This is a genomic window from Bradyrhizobium tropiciagri (genome assembly GCF_018130545.1).
In the GTDB taxonomy this organism is placed as follows: Bacteria; Pseudomonadota; Alphaproteobacteria; order Rhizobiales; family Xanthobacteraceae; genus Bradyrhizobium; species Bradyrhizobium tropiciagri_A.
The window spans coordinates 30560-48031 of the sequence record NZ_JAFCKF010000012.1; the positions used below are offsets into that span (position 1 = coordinate 30560).

General features: G+C 64.9%; 13 protein-coding genes. 11 read left to right on the plus strand and 2 right to left on the minus strand.

Annotated features, from left to right (window positions below; genetic code table 11):
* The first annotated feature begins 13 nt into the window (after window positions 1–13).
* Both JQ616_RS36315 and JQ616_RS36320 read left to right on the plus strand, forming a co-directional pair.
* Complete coding sequence (locus JQ616_RS36315) at window positions 14–1063, plus strand: hydroxyacid dehydrogenase (RefSeq protein WP_212022982.1); 1050 nt, start codon at window positions 14–16, stop codon at window positions 1061–1063.
* Between the two features lie 879 nt (window positions 1064–1942).
* Window positions 1943–2158, plus strand: a complete 216-nt coding sequence (locus JQ616_RS36320) for a hypothetical protein (RefSeq protein WP_021082086.1) — start codon at window positions 1943–1945, stop codon at window positions 2156–2158.
* A gap of 22 nt (window positions 2159–2180) precedes the next feature.
* Here JQ616_RS36320 and ilvD read toward each other — a convergent pair whose 3' ends face one another.
* Window positions 2181–4025: a dihydroxy-acid dehydratase gene (gene ilvD / locus JQ616_RS36325; RefSeq protein ID WP_212022983.1), complete on the minus strand. Its 1845-nt coding sequence runs from the start codon at window positions 4023–4025 to the stop codon at window positions 2181–2183.
* Between the two features lie 213 nt (window positions 4026–4238).
* On the opposite strand from ilvD, the gene JQ616_RS36330 reads away from it, so the two are divergent.
* Together JQ616_RS36330 and JQ616_RS36335 are read left to right on the plus strand one after the other, a co-directional pair.
* Window positions 4239–4796: a carboxymuconolactone decarboxylase family protein gene (locus JQ616_RS36330; protein WP_212022984.1), complete on the plus strand. Its 558-nt coding sequence runs from the start codon at window positions 4239–4241 to the stop codon at window positions 4794–4796.
* Window positions 4797–4799: 3 nt separating this feature from the next.
* A complete protein-coding gene (locus JQ616_RS36335; protein ID WP_212022985.1) occupies window positions 4800–5651 on the plus strand; it encodes an SDR family NAD(P)-dependent oxidoreductase in 852 nt (283 codons plus the stop codon).
* 212 nt (window positions 5652–5863) lie between these two features.
* Here the strand turns inward: JQ616_RS36335 and JQ616_RS36340 are convergent, their stop codons facing one another.
* A complete protein-coding gene (locus JQ616_RS36340) occupies window positions 5864–6859 on the minus strand; it encodes a LysR family transcriptional regulator (protein WP_212022986.1) in 996 nt (331 codons plus the stop codon).
* 184 nt (window positions 6860–7043) lie between these two features.
* On the opposite strand from JQ616_RS36340, the gene JQ616_RS36345 reads away from it, so the two are divergent.
* From JQ616_RS36345 to JQ616_RS36375, 7 genes are all read left to right on the plus strand, one after another.
* The gene (locus tag JQ616_RS36345) at window positions 7044–7976 is read left to right on the plus strand and encodes an ABC transporter permease (RefSeq protein ID WP_349630095.1); all 933 of its coding nucleotides are present in this window, start codon (window positions 7044–7046) and stop codon (window positions 7974–7976) included.
* A 64-nt stretch (window positions 7977–8040) separates the two neighbouring features.
* A complete protein-coding gene (locus tag JQ616_RS36350) occupies window positions 8041–9063 on the plus strand; it encodes a sugar ABC transporter substrate-binding protein (protein ID WP_212022987.1) in 1023 nt (340 codons plus the stop codon).
* Window positions 9064–9169: 106 nt separating this feature from the next.
* Window positions 9170–11314, plus strand: a complete 2145-nt coding sequence (locus tag JQ616_RS36355) for an ABC transporter permease (protein WP_349630096.1) — start codon at window positions 9170–9172, stop codon at window positions 11312–11314.
* Window positions 11314–12432 (plus strand): SMP-30/gluconolactonase/LRE family protein, encoded by a 1119-nt coding sequence (locus tag JQ616_RS36360; RefSeq protein ID WP_212022989.1) that lies wholly within the window; start codon window positions 11314–11316, stop codon window positions 12430–12432. The genes JQ616_RS36355 and JQ616_RS36360 overlap by 1 nt, the downstream gene beginning before the upstream one ends.
* Window positions 12429–13967 (plus strand): sugar ABC transporter ATP-binding protein, encoded by a 1539-nt coding sequence (locus JQ616_RS36365; protein WP_249137779.1) that lies wholly within the window; start codon window positions 12429–12431, stop codon window positions 13965–13967. The genes JQ616_RS36360 and JQ616_RS36365 overlap by 4 nt, the downstream gene beginning before the upstream one ends.
* Window positions 13968–14379: 412 nt before the next feature.
* Complete coding sequence (locus JQ616_RS36370; RefSeq protein WP_212022990.1) at window positions 14380–16695, plus strand: bifunctional salicylyl-CoA 5-hydroxylase/oxidoreductase; 2316 nt, start codon at window positions 14380–14382, stop codon at window positions 16693–16695.
* The gene (locus tag JQ616_RS36375; protein WP_212022991.1) at window positions 16692–17471 is read left to right on the plus strand and encodes an SDR family NAD(P)-dependent oxidoreductase; all 780 of its coding nucleotides are present in this window, start codon (window positions 16692–16694) and stop codon (window positions 17469–17471) included. The genes JQ616_RS36370 and JQ616_RS36375 overlap by 4 nt, the downstream gene beginning before the upstream one ends.
* The last annotated feature ends 1 nt before the right edge of the window (window position 17472 follow it).

A 17472-nucleotide genomic window follows, 5' to 3' on the forward strand; every position in this document is an offset into this window, starting at 1 on the left:
GCTGCTCGAAGACATGACCGTCAACAACAAGCGCGTGTTCTACGTCAAATACCTCGCCCACGAGATCTACGTCGACATCCTGAAGAAGCGACCGGATGTCCGGCTCGATCGCCTGGAGAACGAGACGCCGGAGACGACGTTCGCGCCGGTCCTGGCCGACGCGCACGCCTATCAGATCGGCGCGGCGCGCGATGAGCTGGCGCCGCATTTCCATGCCCATGCCGAGCTGTTGAAGCGCGCGCCGAACCTTCTGATCGTGTCCTCGAACGGCGCCGGTTTCGACCCCGTCGACGTCGATGCCTGCACGGCAGCGGGCGTGCTGGTGGTCAACCAGTCCGGCGGCAACGCCAATTCGGTCGCCGAGCACGCGCTCGGCATGATGCTGACGCTGTCGAAGCGCATCATCCAGTCCGATCGCCGGCTGCGGCGCGAGGCCAACGTCAACCGCAACGACCTGATCGGCAACGAGCTGAACGAGAAGACCGTCGGTATCGTCGGCCTCGGCAATGTCGGCCGCCGCATCGCCGAGCTGTGCAAGGGTCTCCTGCACATGAAGGTGATTGCCTATGATCCCTATCTGACGGCCGACGAGATGGCGAAGCGGGGCGGAGAGAAGGTCGAGCTCGACGATCTCCTGCGCCGCGCGGATTTCGTCTCGATCTCGTGTCCGCTGGACAGCAAGAGCCGGGGCATGATCGGCGCGCGCGAATTCGCGCTGATGCAGCCGCACGCCTATTTCGTCACGACCGCGCGCGGCTTCATCCATGACGAGAAGGCACTGGAAGAGGCGCTGCGCGATAAACGCATCGCCGGCGCCGGCCTCGACGTCTGGGCCAAGGAGCCGCCGCCGCCGGATCATCCGCTCTTGCAGTTCGACAACGTACTGGCGAGCCCGCACACCGCCGGCGTCACCCGCGAGGCGCGCATCAACATGGGCCGGATCGCCGCCGAGCAGATCCTTGATGCACTCGACGGCAAGCGCCCGCCGCGGATCATCAATCCCGAGGTCTGGCCGGTGTATGCGCGAAGGTTTGAGAAGGCGTTCGGGTTCATGCCGGGGTAGGTGGCGGTGGTAGCTCTCGCCTTGGTCAGGTGAGCGCGCTCGTCTGGCTCCCTCTCCCCTTGCGGGAGAGGGTGGGGAGAGGGGTGGCCCCGGGCGAGAGCATCGATGAAGGCGCAGCTATCGCAATGCGAACCCGCGTTGTTCGAGTGTAAAGTGAGAGAGTGTGCCGTGTGGCACCCCTCTCCCTAACCCTCCCCCGCAAGGGGGGAGGGAACCCTGCCGTTGGTGCGTCCCTCACTAGCGAGGCGTGACCCGACTGCGCGCGGCAAAACGTCGAAAACAACCCCATGCAAAGTAGCCGGCAGCGCGCTGGCATTGGACCAGACAACTTGACCCGTCGGGCAACTCAGGGGTACATTTCCAATATTCCGAAATCGTGCGAGCGCTCGGCCTTTAGGGGGTGGAGACACCGCCATGGCGGAGGGAACCGTTTCGCGGGTGGGTGCCTTGCGAGCGCGGCGAGAAGCGTACGCGAAGGCCCCAAAAGGCCGGAGAAAATCTTCTTCGCCAACCCCTCGATCGAAGCAACAAACCCACTGTCAAACTGCCGCCTCGCGACACGCCCGTTGTTATTTTCCCTTAGATATCGACGGCTTAGCCCGATATCGCCATGTTCCCGGTATGCCCGACCATTCCGGGTACGGAAGGAAGATGTGCCATGCGACAGGTCCAGTCATTGCTCCGCAACGCGCCCGCGAAAATCGGCCGCCGTCTTGCGCAGATCGTCGCGATCGCGGCCGCCAGCCTGCCGCAGGCCGGCGCGTAGTTTTCCACCGGCCGCTCGACGCCACATCCGCGGGCGCCGAATTAACTCAACCCCATTTCGCGTTAGTGCTAAAGCGGTACTCCCGGCTCTTCCGGTCCAGCAGGGAGGGTTCCATGTCACGCTTCGTCGTTCATTTCATGAAGGACGTGCTCGGCGGCAATGGCCGCCAGCGCGAGGTCTGCCAGGGCGCGCTCGAGATCGACGCGTTGAGTGAAGGCCAGGCCACCGAGATGGCCAAGGTCAAATTCTGCCAGGAACAATCGTTGTGCGATTGGTCACTGCATGCCGACCGCATCCGGATCGAGGCGGCCGACTTGCAGATGACATAGCGCAGGCGCGGTTCGCGCGCTGCTACTCCGGCAGGATGCGCACCGCACCCTTCGCCGCGCTGCTCGCGAACGCCGCATAGGCCTTCAGCGCAGTCGAGACGGCGCGCTTGCGCGGCGCCGCCGGCTTCCACGCCGCGTTGCCCTTGGCTTCCATCGCCGCACGGCGGCGCTTGAGTTCGGCATCGTCCACCTTGAGGTTGACCTTGCGGTTCGGAATGTCGAACTCGACGATGTCGCCTTCCTCGACCAGGCCGATCAGGCCGCCTTCGGCAGCCTCCGGCGAGACATGGCCGATCGACAGGCCCGACGATCCGCCGGAGAAGCGGCCGTCGGTGATCAGCGCGCAGGCCTTTCCGAGGCCCTTCGACTTCAGATAGCTGGTCGGGTAGAGCATCTCCTGCATGCCCGGGCCGCCGCGCGGACCCTCATAGCGGATCAGCACGACATCGCCGGCCTTCACCTTGTTGGTGAGGATGGCGTCGACCGACGCGTCCTGGCTCTCGAAGATGCGGGCGGGACCTGAGAATTTCAGGATGCTCTGGTCGACGCCGGCGGTCTTCACGATGCAGCCGTCTTCCGCAAGATTGCCGAACAGCACGGCGAGGCCGCCGTCCTTGGAATAGGCATGCTCGGCGTTGCGGATCACGCCCGCTTCGCGGTCGAGGTCGACCTCGTCGAAGCGGCGATCCTGGCTGAAGGCTTCTTGGGTCGGCACGCCGCCCGGCGCTGCGCGATAGAAATTGCGCACCTTGTCGCTCGTGGTCCGCACCACGTCCCATCGGTTCAGCGCGTCGTCGAGCGTCGCGGCATGCACGGTCGGGCCGTCGGTGGTCAGCAGCTTGGCGCGGTCCAGCTCGCCGAGGATCGCCATGATGCCGCCGGCGTGGTGCACGTCCTCCATGTGGACGTCCTGAACCGAGGGCGCGACCTTGCACAGCACGGGCACCTTGCGCGACAGACGATCGATGTCGGCCATCGTGAACGGCACTTCGCCCTCGCGCGCGGCGGCGAGCAGATGCAGCACGGTGTTGGTCGAGCCGCCCATCGCGATGTCGAGCGTCATCGCGTTTTCGAACGATTTGAAGTTCGCGATATTGCGCGGCAGCACCTTGGCGTCGTCCTGCTCGTAATAGCGGCGGGCGAGATCGACGATCAGGTGGCCGGCCTCGACGAACAGGCTCTTGCGGTCGGCATGCGTCGCCAGCACCGAGCCGTTGCCGGGCAGCGCGAGGCCGAGCGCTTCGGTCAGGCAGTTCATCGAATTCGCGGTGAACATGCCGGAGCAGGAGCCGCAGGTCGGGCAGGCCGAGCGCTCGATCACCTCGACCTCTTCGTCGGAGACGTTGGAGTCGGCGGCAGCAACCATCGCGTCGATCAAGTCGACCGCGCGCTTCTTGCCCTTGAGCAGGATCTTGCCCGATTCCATCGGACCGCCCGAGACGAACACGGTCGGGATGTTGAGGCGCAGCGTCGCCATCAGCATGCCGGGGGTGATCTTGTCGCAGTTGGAGATGCAGACCATCGCGTCGGCGCAATGCGCATTGACCATGTATTCGACGCTGTCGGCGATCAGCTCGCGCGAGGGCAGGCTGTAGAGCATGCCGTCATGGCCCATCGCGATGCCGTCATCGACCGCAATCGTGTTGAATTCCTTGGCGACGCCGCCGGCCTTCTCGATCTCGCGCGCGACGAGCTGGCCGAGATTCTGCAGATGGACGTGGCCGGGCACGAACTGGGTGAAGGAATTGACCACCGCGATGATCGGCTTGCCGAAATCCTCGTTCTTCATGCCGGTGGCGCGCCAGAGGCCGCGTGCCCCCGCCATGTTGCGGCCGTGGGTGGTGGTGCGGGAGCGATAGGCGGGCATCGTAAATCCTTGGGCTGTAGGCATTTTTTAAGGGGAGATAAGGGTCCTTATGCCCGCCCGCGGCAGCCGATTCAAGCGCGGAACCGCATGGCTGAACCCCGCAATTCGGACAAGGCTGGGCGGTCGGCTTGATCTCAGTCGGCCCGCAGCATTAGGTGGACGCGCCGGGAAGCCGGACGTGACGACAATGAACAAAAACAAAGGGAGAGACGCGTGGCAAGGCTGCCCCTGATTGATCCGGATACCACGAGCGGCGACATCCGCATGGCGTTCGACCGTATGCCGGTCAAGCTCAACATCTTCCGCATGATGGCCCATGCCGAGACCAATGCGATGCCTCTGATGCGGCTCGCCAACTCGATCCTGCACAAGCAGAAGCTCTCCGCGGTCAATCGCGAGCTGTTGATCCTGCAGGCCGCGCAGCTCGAGGGCGGCGCCTATGAATGGCGCCAGCATGTGCCGATCGCGCTCGGCGTCGGCGTGACGCAAGCGCAGATCGATGCCGTCGAGCGCGGCGATTATCAGGATGCGGCGCTGAACGCCGCGGAGCGCGCGCTGCTCGGCTTCGGCCGCGAGGTGGTCGAGAAGGTCCGCGTCGGCGACGCCGCTTTCGCCGGCGTGCGCGAGCATTTCAGCAACCAGGAGATCGTCGAGGCGATCGTCGCGCTCGGCTTCTACATGATGATGGCACGGCTGACGGAGGCGACCGAGACCGATCTCGATCCGGCCGCGGGCATGGTGGTCTATGAGAGCGGCAAGAAGCGGGGTTGATGGATGTCGGAGACTTCGCAAGACACGAAACCGGAGCGATACGTCCGGCCGCTGAGCGCGGAATCCTCAGGCACCGCGCCGGGCAGGGGACGCCTCAACGGTCGCCGCATCCTGGTGGTCGGCGGTGGCCAGCGCGTGTTCGACGCCGCGACCGATCCGATCGGCAACGGCCGCGCCATGAGCCTTTTGTTCGCGCGCGAGGGCGCGCATGTCGCGGTCGCCGACCTCAACCGTACTTCGGCCGACGATACCGTCGCGCGCATCAAGGCGGATGGTGGTCGTGCGTTCGCGATCGCGGCCGACGTCACCCAAGAGGCCGATGTCATCAGGATGATTGATGAAGCTCATCACGAAATGGGTGGGCTCGACGGCATGGTGCTGAACATCGGCACCTTCGGCAAGACCGGGCTCGACAATGTCAGCGCGGAAGAATGGAACAAGATCTACGATGTCAATGTGCGCGGGCCGATGCTGTGCTGCCGCGCCGCCTTGCCGAAATTTGCAGACGGCGGCGCGATCGTCTTCATCTCCTCGATCGCGGCGCTGAAGGCGGGATCGCAGATGGCGGTCTATGATTCCTCCAAGGCCGCGCTCGGCGGCCTGATGCGCAACATCGCGCATAGCGGCGCGCGGCGCGGCATCCGCGCCAACCTGGTGTATCCCGGGCTGGTCGACACCCCGAACGGCCGCGAGGCCGGCGCGGGCCGGCCGTCGCGCGGCAAGGGCCACGTGCCGTTCGGCCGCCAGGCAACCGCATGGGAGATCGCCTATGCGGTGCTGTTCTTCATGTCGGAAGAAAGCGTCTACGTCACCGCGCAGACGCTTGCGGTGGATAGCGGACTAAGCGGGATGTGAGCGGCGCGTTGAACGCCAGTTGAGTCAGCCGGTCCGCAGATTCGCTTCGCCTCTCCCGCTTGCGGGGGAGGCCGACGCGCATAGCGCGGCGGGTGGGGGTTCTCTCCACCAGGTGACTCGCGGTGAAACCCCCACCCCAGCCCTCCCCCGCAAGCGGGAGAGGGAGCGCACCGCCTTTGCGACTCTATTTAAATCTAATCGTATCGCCGCCGCTATTCTGCGGCGAGACTGGTGGGCACCGGAATGCCGACCTTGGGACGTGTTTTTGCTGCGCGCCGGTTGTTCTTGCTGAAGCGGCTGCCGGCCAGCGATGCTGCTGCGGCGCGCAGCTGCTCGCGCAGCCATTGATTGGTGGTGTCGTCTTCGGCAGTGGCATGCCAGTAGAGATAATTGACGTGCGGGCTGATCGGGAACGGGCAGGGGAAGCATTGCAGTTGCCCGGGATCCTCCAGCACGGAGGCGGCGCTCTCCGACGCCGTCAGCAGCATGTTGCTGCGGCTCACGACGTGGCAGGCGGTCGCGAAATTCTGGCAAGTCAGGCGCACCATGCGCGTCAGGCCGAGGCGCTGGAGCTGAAAATCCTCGAACGAGACGCCGCTGCGCCGCGACGTCACGCAGACATGCTCCATGCGCAGATAGGCCTTCTTGTCGAGCCGCGTGCGGAGCTCGGGATGGCCGCGCCGCGCGAACACCGCGATGTGCTCGGTCAGGATCTGCTCGCGCCGCACCTCCGCCGACAGCGGCAGCAGCGTGTCGATCGCGACATCCAGCGTGCCGGCGGCGAGCTCGCGCTCCAGATTGTTGCGCTCGCAGCGCACCGTGGCGATCTCGACCAGCGGCGCCACGGCGCTGATCCGGTTGATCAGCGCGCCCAGCATCGGCGCCTCCAGATTGTTGCGCAGGCCGATCACGAACCGCTTCGATGTCCGCGCCGGATCGAACCGGTCGGTGTGGGTCAGCGTGGTTTCGAGACCGTTGAGGGCCTGGCGCACCGTGGTGATGATCTGGCGTGCCAGCGGGGTCGGCGTCATCACATGGTTGCGGCGCACGAACAGCGGATCGTTGAACATCGCGCGCAGCCGGCTCAACGCATGGCTGACCGCAGGCTGCGTCAGGTTGAGGCGGAAGCAGGCGCGGCTGACGCCACCCTCGGAATAGATCGCGTCAAACACGACGAACAGGTTCAGGTCGACATCACGCACATGCATGGAAATAATCTACTCGTATCCGTCGAATGCATTTGACGAATATGAGTTGCCACTCTTAAAGTCTCAAGCAAAATAATACCTGGAGGAAACGATGAGCGTGCAATCGCCATCGCGCGGCGTTGCTGTCCCTGCGGCATCATCTCGCCCGGCTGCAATGTTTGCGAAACCGAGTCAGGAGCAGATCGTGCTCCTGATCACCGTCGCGCTTCTTGTCGTGTTCGGCCTGACGCTGAATGGCTTTGCCACCGTCTCCAATCTGCTGAATCTGCTGCGCAGTATTTCAATCCTTGGCGTGCTCGGCCTCGGCATGGGGCTGATCGTGATCAGTCGCGGCATCGACCTCTCCGAGGTCGCGATCATGGCGGGTTCCTGGGCGATCGCGCTGATCTACATGCAGAATGGCATGCCTGTTTTCACGGCAGTGCTGCTGGCGCTGGCGATCGCGGTGCTGATCGGCGTCGTCAACGGCGTGATGGTCGCCTTCGTCGAGGCGCCTGCGCTGTTCGTGACGCTGGCCGCCGGCTTCGTGATCTACGGTCTCGCGTTCTGGATCGCGCCGGCCTGGGTGGTCTATGCGCCGAAGGACGCGCCGGGCCTGATGTATCTCGGCGCCGGACGGCTGCTCGGCATCCCGGTTCCGATTCTGGTGTTCGCGGTCGCAGCGATCGCGATGCACTTGTTCCTGTCGCGCACCTCGATTGGCCGCTTCATCTATGCGCAGGGCGACAATCCCGAGGCCGCGCGGCTGACCGGCATTCCGCTGCGGCCGCTGATCGTGCTGGAGCACGTGCTGGTTGCGCTGCTCGCCTGGATTGCAGGCCTGGTCTGGGTCGGTACCACCGGCAGCATGCAGATGGCGATCACGCAAGGGACCATGATCTTCGACGTCGTGCTGGTTGTCGTGATCGGCGGCATCAGCCTGATCGGCGGCCGCGGCAGCGTGTTCAGCGTCGTGGTCGGCTGCATCCTGATCGGCACGCTGCTCAACGCCTTCACCATCATGGACGTCAACAGCGAGGTGCAGAACATCATCAAGGGCGTGGTGCTGCTGGCCGCCATTGTGCTCGACAACTGGCTGCATCCCCGCGACGAGGAGACCGCGCGACAGGGCGATTAGCCCTTCGCGCCAATCAATCATAACAATTCCAAATCAATCAAAAGAATTTTGTGTGGAGGAGACGATGACGACGACCAAGTTCTGGACGATCCTGCTCGCCGGTGTGGCGGTTGCCGCGATGCCCTTCGTGGCATCGGCGCAGGAGGAGGGCACCAAGGCCGGGCGCGAATTGCGCGCCGCCTACGACAAGTCGCTGCAGGGCAAGACCATCGCCTATCTGCCGATCGCGCTCGGCGTGCCGCTGTCGGACGAATGGGGCCGCGTGGTGCAGGAAGAGGCCGAGTGGCGCGGCATGAAGTACGTCGTGCGTGATCCCAACAACAATCCCTCGGCCATGCAGCAGGCGCTGACCGCGCTGGTCGACCAGAAGCCCGACGTCCTGATCGTGCAGAACCCGAGCGTGACCTTGCTGATGAAGGATCTCAAGCGCGCCGAAGCCCAGGGCACGCATGTGATCCAGGTCAACATGGCCTCGAACTACAAGTCGGGCGCCTTCGTCGGCGTCGACTGGCGCGAGATCGGCAGGATGCTCGCCAACGAAACCGTCAAGGCTTGCGGCACCGGTTCCGGCAAGTCGGGCAAGGTCCAGATCGTGCAGGGCGAACTGACCGCAGCCGCCAGCGTCGACCAGGTCGGCGCCATCATGGACGTTCTGAACAAGGACCCGAATATCAAGGTGGTCTCGAACCAGGCGGCGAACTGGGATGCCAACACCGCGCTCAACATCACCGCGACGGTGATCCAGCAGCATCCCGATCTCTGCGCCTCGATCGGCTTCTGGGGCATCATGGAGTCGGGTGCCGCGCAAGCGATCCGCAATGCCGGCAAGATCGACGACGTCAAGGTGTTCGCCTCGGGCGAGGGCTCGCAGCTCGATTGCGATCAGGTCAACTCGGGGAATTTCAACAAATTCCTGAGCTACAAGGCGACCGAGCAGGGCCACGACCTGATGTTCGCAGCCGAGACGCTGCTGATGTCCGGCGACAAGCCGGGCACGAAAAACCTGTCCTATTATACGCGGCCGATCTGGCTCGATAAGTCGAACGCCTCCGGCGCCAACTGTTTCGCGCTACCCAAGAAAAACTAACAAGGCGCGGGGCAGCCGGCGCGGGGGGCATTCCCGCGCCGGCTGCATCAAGGATTAGAATCCGGAAACGCGGAAACCGGATCAAGGGAGAGCTTTGGCGATGTCGATGGCAGTTGATTCCTTTTCCGCATCGGTGCGGCGGTTCTCACCCCGGCTGCTGCTGTCGGAGCTGTTGCTGAAACAGTGGTTCGAGCCGGTCGTGCCGTTCACCGTGATGATCGGGCTGTGGGCCTATTTCGCGCTCACCATCCCCGATTATGCCTCGGTGCAGAACTCGGTGTCGCTGCTGCGGCTGTTCGCCGAATTCGGCTTCGTCGCGCTGGCGATGGGCTTCTGCCTCGTCACCGGCGGCATCGACCTCAGCGTCGGCGCGATCTTCGCGCTGTGCAATTTCGCGGCGCTGTACTTCCTGCTGGTGCGCGAATGGCCGGTCGGCGTTGCCATTCCGGCGACGCTGCTGGTCGGCGCGCTGCTCGGCAGCATCAACGGCTTCCTGATCGGCTTCCTGAAGACGCGGCCGTTCCTGACCACGCTGGTGACGCTGATCATCCTGCGCGCCTCGGTCAATCTGCTCAACACCAGCTATGCCCAGGTGTTCGCGACCAACTCGATCGACAGCGATGCCTGGGACTTCGTCGGCGGCGGCAGCGTGCTCGGCATCCCCGTCAACGCGGCGACGCTGTTCGTGGTGCTTTTGATCTGCCACATCTTCCTGTCGCGCTCGCGCTATGGCTGGCATCTCACCGCGATCGGCGCCAGCCGCAAGGCGGCGCGCCACGCCGGCATCCGCGTTCGCCTGATGCTGTTCATGACCTATGTGCTGTCGGGCACGCTGTGCGCGGCGAGCGGCATCTTCTACGCCGCACGGCAGGCCTCGACGGATTCCACCACCGGCGTGGGCTGGGAATTCCAGGCGCTCACCGCCGTGGTGCTCGGCGGCGTATCGCTCGCCGGAGGCAAGGGCACGGTGTGGCGGGCGATGATCGGCGCGCTGATCATCTTTCTGCTGATCAATGGCCTCGTGCGCATGGGCATCCCGGGCTACGTCACCTCGGCGGTGACGGGCATGATCCTGCTCGCGGCGGTCGGCATCGACGTCAAATGGTCGAAGAACCGCGGCAAGGCGATCCAGAAGATCTACGTCAACCCGGCCTTCGTGCCGCTGGCCTCTGCGCCCGCGGTGCAGCCCGGCGCGGCATCGCCCTACGCGCAGAACGACCGGCTGATCAAGGCGCAGGCGATCGGCGTCGATCAGGTCGAGGGGCCCGAGGACGTCATCCTCGACCGCCAGGGCCGACTCTACGGCTCGACCCGCGACGGCAATGTGATCCGCTTCTCCGGGCCGAATTTTGAGACCCGCGAGGTGTTCGCGCATATCGGCGGCCGGCCGCTCGGCATGCAGTTCGATCGCGACGAGAATTTGATCGTCGCGGTCGCCGGCATGGGCGTCTATGGCGTCGCGCCGGATGGCCGCATCTTCAAGGTCACCGACGAGACCAACCGCACCTGGTACAAGCTGAACGACGATAGCCGCCTGCGCATGGCCGACGATCTCGACATCGCGCCCGACGGCAAGATCTACTTCAGCGACTGCACCACGCGCTACGAAATGACCACCAACACCCTCGACATTCTGGAGGGCCGGCCGAACGGCCGCGTGGTCTGCTACGACCCGGCGACCAAGACCACGCGCACCGTGATCAACCACTTCTATTTCCCGAACGGGATCTGCGTCTCGCATGACGGCAAGTCGATCCTGATCGCGTCGACCTCGCTGTGCAAGGTGTTCCGGCACTGGATCGACGGCCCGAACAAGGGCAAGACCGAAGTGCTGATGGATGAGTTGCCGGGCAACCCGGACAACATCAACCGCGCCTCCGACGGCACCTATTGGCTGGCGCTGGTCGGCATCCGCACGCCGACCTTCGACCTTTCGTGCCGCAAGCCCGGCTTCCGGCTGCGCATGGTCAAGCAGGTGCCGACCGACGAGTGGCTGGCGCCCGCGCTCAACCATGGCTGCGTGCTGAAGTTCAACGAGAAGGGTGAGGCGCTGGAATCCTGGTGGGATCCGACCGGCATCTCGCATTCGACCCTGACCTCGATGCGCGAGCATCAGGGCTATCTCTATCTCGGTGGGCTCGAGAACAACCGGATCGGCCGCATCAAGCTCGACGGCGTCGACGACAGCTGGACCGGCTACGACGCGTATTGGGGCGCCAAGAGCCGCGTAACAGGCAGGGTGACGACATAATGGGATTCTTCGATCATCTTCTGCGCGACATCCGCAGCGTCATCGACCGTGACGGCGGCCAGAATGCGATCCCGCCGCTCGACGGCGCGCTCAGCCCGAACGACCGGCTCGATGTGGCCACGCCGATCGGCGAGCCGCTGCCGGGCGTCGACGACGTCATCGCCACCGGCGACGGCGCGGTCTATGTCTCCGCCGGCCGCCAGGTGCTGAAGCTCAGCGGCGCGGATCTTGCGACCCGCACGGTCATCGCCGAATTCGAGGACGATGCCGGCGGGCTGGCGCTGCATCCGGACGGCCGGATTCTGGTCTGCGTTGCGGGCAGGGGGCTTGCAGCGATCGATCCCGCCAAGCCCGAGCCGCGCTGGCTGGAGTCTGCCGGCGGCAGCGCGCTTACCGGGCTGTTGTCGGTGACGGCGGCGCCCGATGGCCGCATCTATGCCGTCGAAGGCAGCGTCGGCCGCCGCCCAAGCGAGTGGCGGCACGATCTGATGGAGAAGCGCGCTGGCGGCCGCCTGATCAGCTGTGGTGCCGGCTTCGACAATCCGCAGGTCTTGCTGCGCGACCTGCCATATCCCTACGGCGTGGTGGTGTCCGCCGACGGCAAGAGCCTGTGGCTCACCGAGAGCTGGGCGCATCGGCTCAGCCGGTTCGCGCTCGGCGGCACTGGGCTCGGCCCGCGCGAAGCCGTCGCGGCCAACATGCCGGGCTATCCGGCGCGGCTGCATCCGGACGGCCATGGCGGGCTGCTGCTCGGCATGTTCGCCCGCCGCACCCATCTGATCGAGTTCGTGCTCAAGGAAGACGATTTCCGCGAGGAGATGATGGCGACGATGCCGCCGGAATACTGGGTCGCGCCGGCGCTGGTCGGCGGCAGCGATTGCCTGGAGCCGATGCAGATCGGCAGCGTCAAGGCGCTCGGCATCCAGAAGCCGTGGGCGCCGCCGCGCTCCTATGGCCTGCTGGTGCATCTCGACGCCGAAGGCGATGCGATCGACAGCCTGCACAGCCGCGCCGGCGGCCGCTTTCACGGCATCACCGCCGCCTGCGCGACGCCGTCAGGCATTGTGATCGCGGCGCGTGGCGCCGGACGGCTGCTCACCACGGGAGACCTGCGATGAATGACGGCGTGATGCAGGCCGCGGCCGCAACTCAATCGGCAGCCCGCGAGCCGGTGCTGCGGATCACGAACGGCTCCAAGATCTATGGTGGCGTCCACGCCATCGAGGGCGTCAATTTCGATCTCTATCCCGGCGAGGTGCATGCGCTGGTCGGCGAGAACGGCGCCGGCAAGTCGACGCTGTGCAAGGCGATCGCAGGCGCGATCAATCTCACCTCCGGCGACTATCTGCTCGACGGCAAGCCCGCCAATTTCGAGCAGCCGCGCGACGCGCTCGATGCCGGCATCTGCATGGTCTATCAGGAGACCAGCCTGGTGCCGACCATGACAGCTGCGCAGAACATCGAGCTCGGCAATGAAAAGCTGCTGACGCGCTTCCGCACCTTGAACATCCAGGCCCAGCAGCTGTTGCAGTCGCTCAATTTCCACGTCGATCCGGCGACGCCCGTCGCGCTGCTCGGCACCGCCAAGAAGCAGATGGTGGAGATCGCGCGTGCGATCTACAACAAGGCGCGCATCATCATCTTCGACGAGCCGACCGCATCGCTGACGCCGGAGGAGATCGTCCACTTCTTCCACCTGGTGCGCGATTTGCGCGCCCGCGGCGTCTCGATCATCTACATCTCGCATGCGCTGGAGGAATCGCTCCAGATCGCCGACCGCATCACCGTGCTGCGCGACGGCAAGCTGGTGATCACGGCGCCGGCCAGGCAGCTGACCCGCGATGCGCTGGTGCAGCACATGGTCGGCCGCGAGGTGGCGCAGGCGGTCTATGGCGGCAAGGCGAAGACACATCAGCGCCGCGAGAAGGTGCTGACGGTCGAGAACGTCACCATGGGCATGGCGGTCAAGAACATGTCGTTCTCGGTCTATGCCGGCGAGGTGGTCGGCATTGCCGGCCTGATCGGCTCCGGCCGCACCGAGATCGCCAAGATCGTCTACGGCGCGCTGAAACGCAATCTGGTCAATGGCGGCACTATCCGGCTGCGGGGAAAACCGATCCGCTACCGGGTGCCGCGGCAGGCGATCAATGACGGCATCGCCTACATCACCGAGGACCGCAAGGCCAACGGCTTCTTCGAGACCATGGTGGTCGACGACAACGTCTATCTCGGCAGCCTTGCCACAAAGAAGGGCTGGAGCTTGCTGCTGTCGCGCGCCAGGCGCAGCAAACTCGCCAACTACTGGGTCGACCGGCTCAAGATCAGCGCGTTGCAGCGCAAGGCGCGGATCATCGAGCTGTCCGGCGGCAACCAGCAGAAGGTGGTGCTGGCCAAGACGCTGGTGCAGGAGCCTTCGATCATCTTCTTCGACGAGCCCACGCGCGGCGTCGACGTCGGCACCATCCCGCACATCCACGGCGAAATCCGCAGGCTTGCCGACGAGGGCAAGGCGGTGGTGGTGATCTCGTCCTATCTGCCGGAAATCCTCGCGGTCTCCGACCGCATCCTGGTCGCCCGCACCGGCCGCATCGTCGCCGAGTTCGACGCCGCGGACGCGACGCAGGACAAGATCCTGTACGCCGCGGTGCATTGAGCTGTCATCGCCGCACGTGAGGCGAGCGCGCCTCTCTGGCTCTCTCTTCCACAAGGGGAGAGGGAGCCACTCCGCTCGCGCGTCCCTCACGCCTTGAAGCTCGGGCGAATTACGTCGCGAGTACGCGCGTCAGCCACCAGCCGTGCAACGAGATCGGTGTCGTCCCTGCGAAGGCAGGGACCCATAACCTCAGGCCCTCGTTGTTGAAATGGGCTGCGGCCCAGGCGCTGCAAACCAACAATAATTGGTGGTTATGGGTCCCTGCTCCCGTGCGCAATTGCGCACTAGGCAGGGACGACAGCCGCGGGCGTGGTCCATCCCCGCCCTTGACAATTATTTTAAGTATAAAATAATATGCCGTATCGGCTGAGGGGTGGAACCTGCCCAGCGCCGAAGCCAACGGGAGAACGCCATGCGTATCGCTTGCATTGGAGGCGGGCCGGCCGGGCTTTACTTCGGCATCCTGATGAAGATGCTGGATCCCACGCACGTGATTTCGGTGGTCGAGCGCAACCGGCCCTACGACACCTTCGGCTTCGGCGTGGTGTTCTCGGATGCGACCATGGACAACATGCGCAAATGGGACCCGGTCACCGCCGACACGATCGAGCAGGCGTTCAACCATTGGGACGACATCGAGGTCCTGATCAAGGGCCGGCGGATGCGCACGACCGGGCACGGCTTCGTCGGCATCGGCCGCAAGCGGCTACTCAACATCCTGCAGGCGCGGGCCGAGGAGCTCGGCGTCGAGCTGATCTTCGAGCGCGAGGTGAATTCCGATCTCGAATTCCCGGACGCAGACCTGATCGTGGCGTGCGACGGCGTCAACTCGAAGATCCGCACCAAATATGTCGAGGCTTTCCAGCCCGATATGCTGATGCGGCCGAACCGCTATATCTGGCTCGGCACCAACCGGCCATTCGATGCCTTCACCTTCGACTTCCGCAAGACCGAGCACGGCTGGTTCCAGGCGCACATCTACAAGTTCGAGGAGGGCGCGGCGACCTTCATCGTCGAGACCACCGAGGAGGCGTATCTCGCCCACGGCCTCGACAAGATGGAGCAGGGCGATTCCATCGCGTTCTGCGAGAACGTGTTCAGTGAGATCCTCGAGGGGCATCATCTGGTCTCTAACGCGCGGCATCTGCGCGGCTCGGCGTGGCTGTCATTCCCCAGGCTGATCTGCGGCAAGTGGACGGCGTTCAACGGCAACAGCCATGTCGTGCTGATGGGCGATGCGGCACACACCGCGCATTTCGCGATCGGCTCGGGCACCAAGCTGGCGCTGGAGGATGCGATCGAGCTGACCAACCAGTTCAAGATCCACGGCGCGACCAAGGACAGCATTCCCGCGGTGCTGACGGCTTACGAGGAGCTGCGCCGGGTCGACGTGGCGCGGATCCAGAACGCCGCACGCAATGCGATGGAATGGTTCGAGGTGGTCGGCTCGCGCTATGCCGATACGCTGGAGCCGGAGCAGTTCATGTATTCACTGCTGACCCGCTCGCAGCGCATCAGCCACGAGAATTTGCGGCTGCGCGACAAGACCTGGCTCGAAGGCTATGAGCGCTGGTTCGCGGAGCGCAACGGCGTGCCCGCGACCAACGACCGCGTCACGCCGCCGATGCTGACGCCGTTCCACATCCGCGGCCTGTCGCTGCATAACCGGATCATCGTCTCGCCGATGGCGATGTATTCGGCGGAGGAGGGCGTGCCGAACGATTTCCATCTGGTGCATTTCGGCTCCCGCGCGCTCGGCGGCGCTGGTCTGCTGTTCACCGAGATGACTTGCGTCTCGCCGGAAGCGCGGATCACGCCCGGCTGCTGCGGGCTGTGGAATGAGGAGCAGGCGTCGGCTTACAAGCGCATCGTCGACTTCGTGCATCGCAATTCGGAAGCGAAGATCGGCATCCAGCTCGGCCATGCCGGCCGCAAGGGCTCGACCCGCGTCGCCTGGGAAGGTATGGACGAGCCGCTGCCGGACCACAACTGGCCGCTGGTGTCGGCTTCGTCAGTGCCTTATCTGCCCGACGGCCAGATCCCGGAGCCGATGAGCCGCGCCGAGATGGACGAGGTGCGCGACCAGTTCGTTGCCGCCGCCAGGCATGCCGCCAGCGCGGGCTTCGATATTCTCGAGCTGCACTGCGCTCACGGCTATTTGCTGTCGAGCTTCCTGTCGCCGTTGACCAACCGCCGCACCGACGACTACGGCGGATCGATCGAGAACCGTGCGCGTTATCCGCTGGAAGTGTTCCGCGCCATTCGCGCGGTCTGGCCGGAGGACAAGCCGATGTCGGTCCGCCTGTCCTGTCACGACTGGGCCGAGGGTGGTAACACGCCCGAGGATGCACTGGCCTTCGCAAAACTGTTCAAGCAGGCCGGCGCCGACCTGATCGATTGCTCCTCGGGCCAGGTCTGGGCCGACGATCATCCGATCTATGGCCGGCTTTACCAGACGCCGTTCGCCGACAAGATCCGCAACGAGGTCGGCATCGCCACCATCGCGGTCGGCGCGATCTCGGAGGCTGATCACGCCAACTCGATCATCGCTGCCGGCCGCGCCGATCTCTGCGCCATCGCCCGGCCGCATCTCGCCGATCCCGCCTGGACGCTGCATGAGGCCGCGAAGATCGGCATCAAGCAGATCGCCTGGCCGAAGCAGTATGTGTCGGGCAAGTCGCAATATGAGGCCAATATCGAGCGCGCCGCCGCGGGAGGGAAGGCATGACACGGTTCTGGCCCAACGCACATGCGCTCGTGACAGGGGCTGGTTCCGGCATCGGCGCCGCGACGGCGATCGCGCTGGCAAATGCCGGGGTGCGCGTCAGCATCGCCGGACGCCGGATCGATGCGCTGAAAGCGACGGCGGCGTCGCTCGGCAAGCAGGCCGGCGCCGTCGTTTCGATCGACGTGACCGATGAAGCTGCAGTGACTAAAGGCGTCGCGCAGATCGAGACCGAAGCGGGTCCGATCGACATCCTCGTCAACAATGCCGGCAAGGCCGGGAGCGCGCCGTTCGACAAGACCAACGCGGCGCTGTGGGCCGACATGCTGGCGAGCAATCTCTCCAGCGTGTTCCTGGTGACGCAGGCCGTGTTGCCCGGGATGGCGCAGCGTGGCCGCGGGCGGGTGATCAACGTGGCCTCGACTGCGGGTCTCACGGGCTATGCTTACGTCTCGGCCTATGTCGCCGCCAAGCACGGCGTCATCGGCCTGACGCGCTCGTTGGCGCTGGAATATGCCCGGCGCGGCGTCACCGTGAATGCGGTCTGCCCTGGTTATACCGATACGCCGCTGGTGGCGGATGCTGCCGCCAACATCGTCGCCAAGACAGGGCGCAGCGAGCAAGAGGCGCGCGCCGCGCTCGCAAAGGTCAATCCGATGCAGCGGCTGGTGACGCCGGAGGAGGTCGCCGACACCATCCTCTGGCTTGCGTCTGAGGGTGCATCGTCAATCAACGGACAAGCCGTCGCGGTTGCCGGCGGCGAAGTCTTTACCGGGTGAA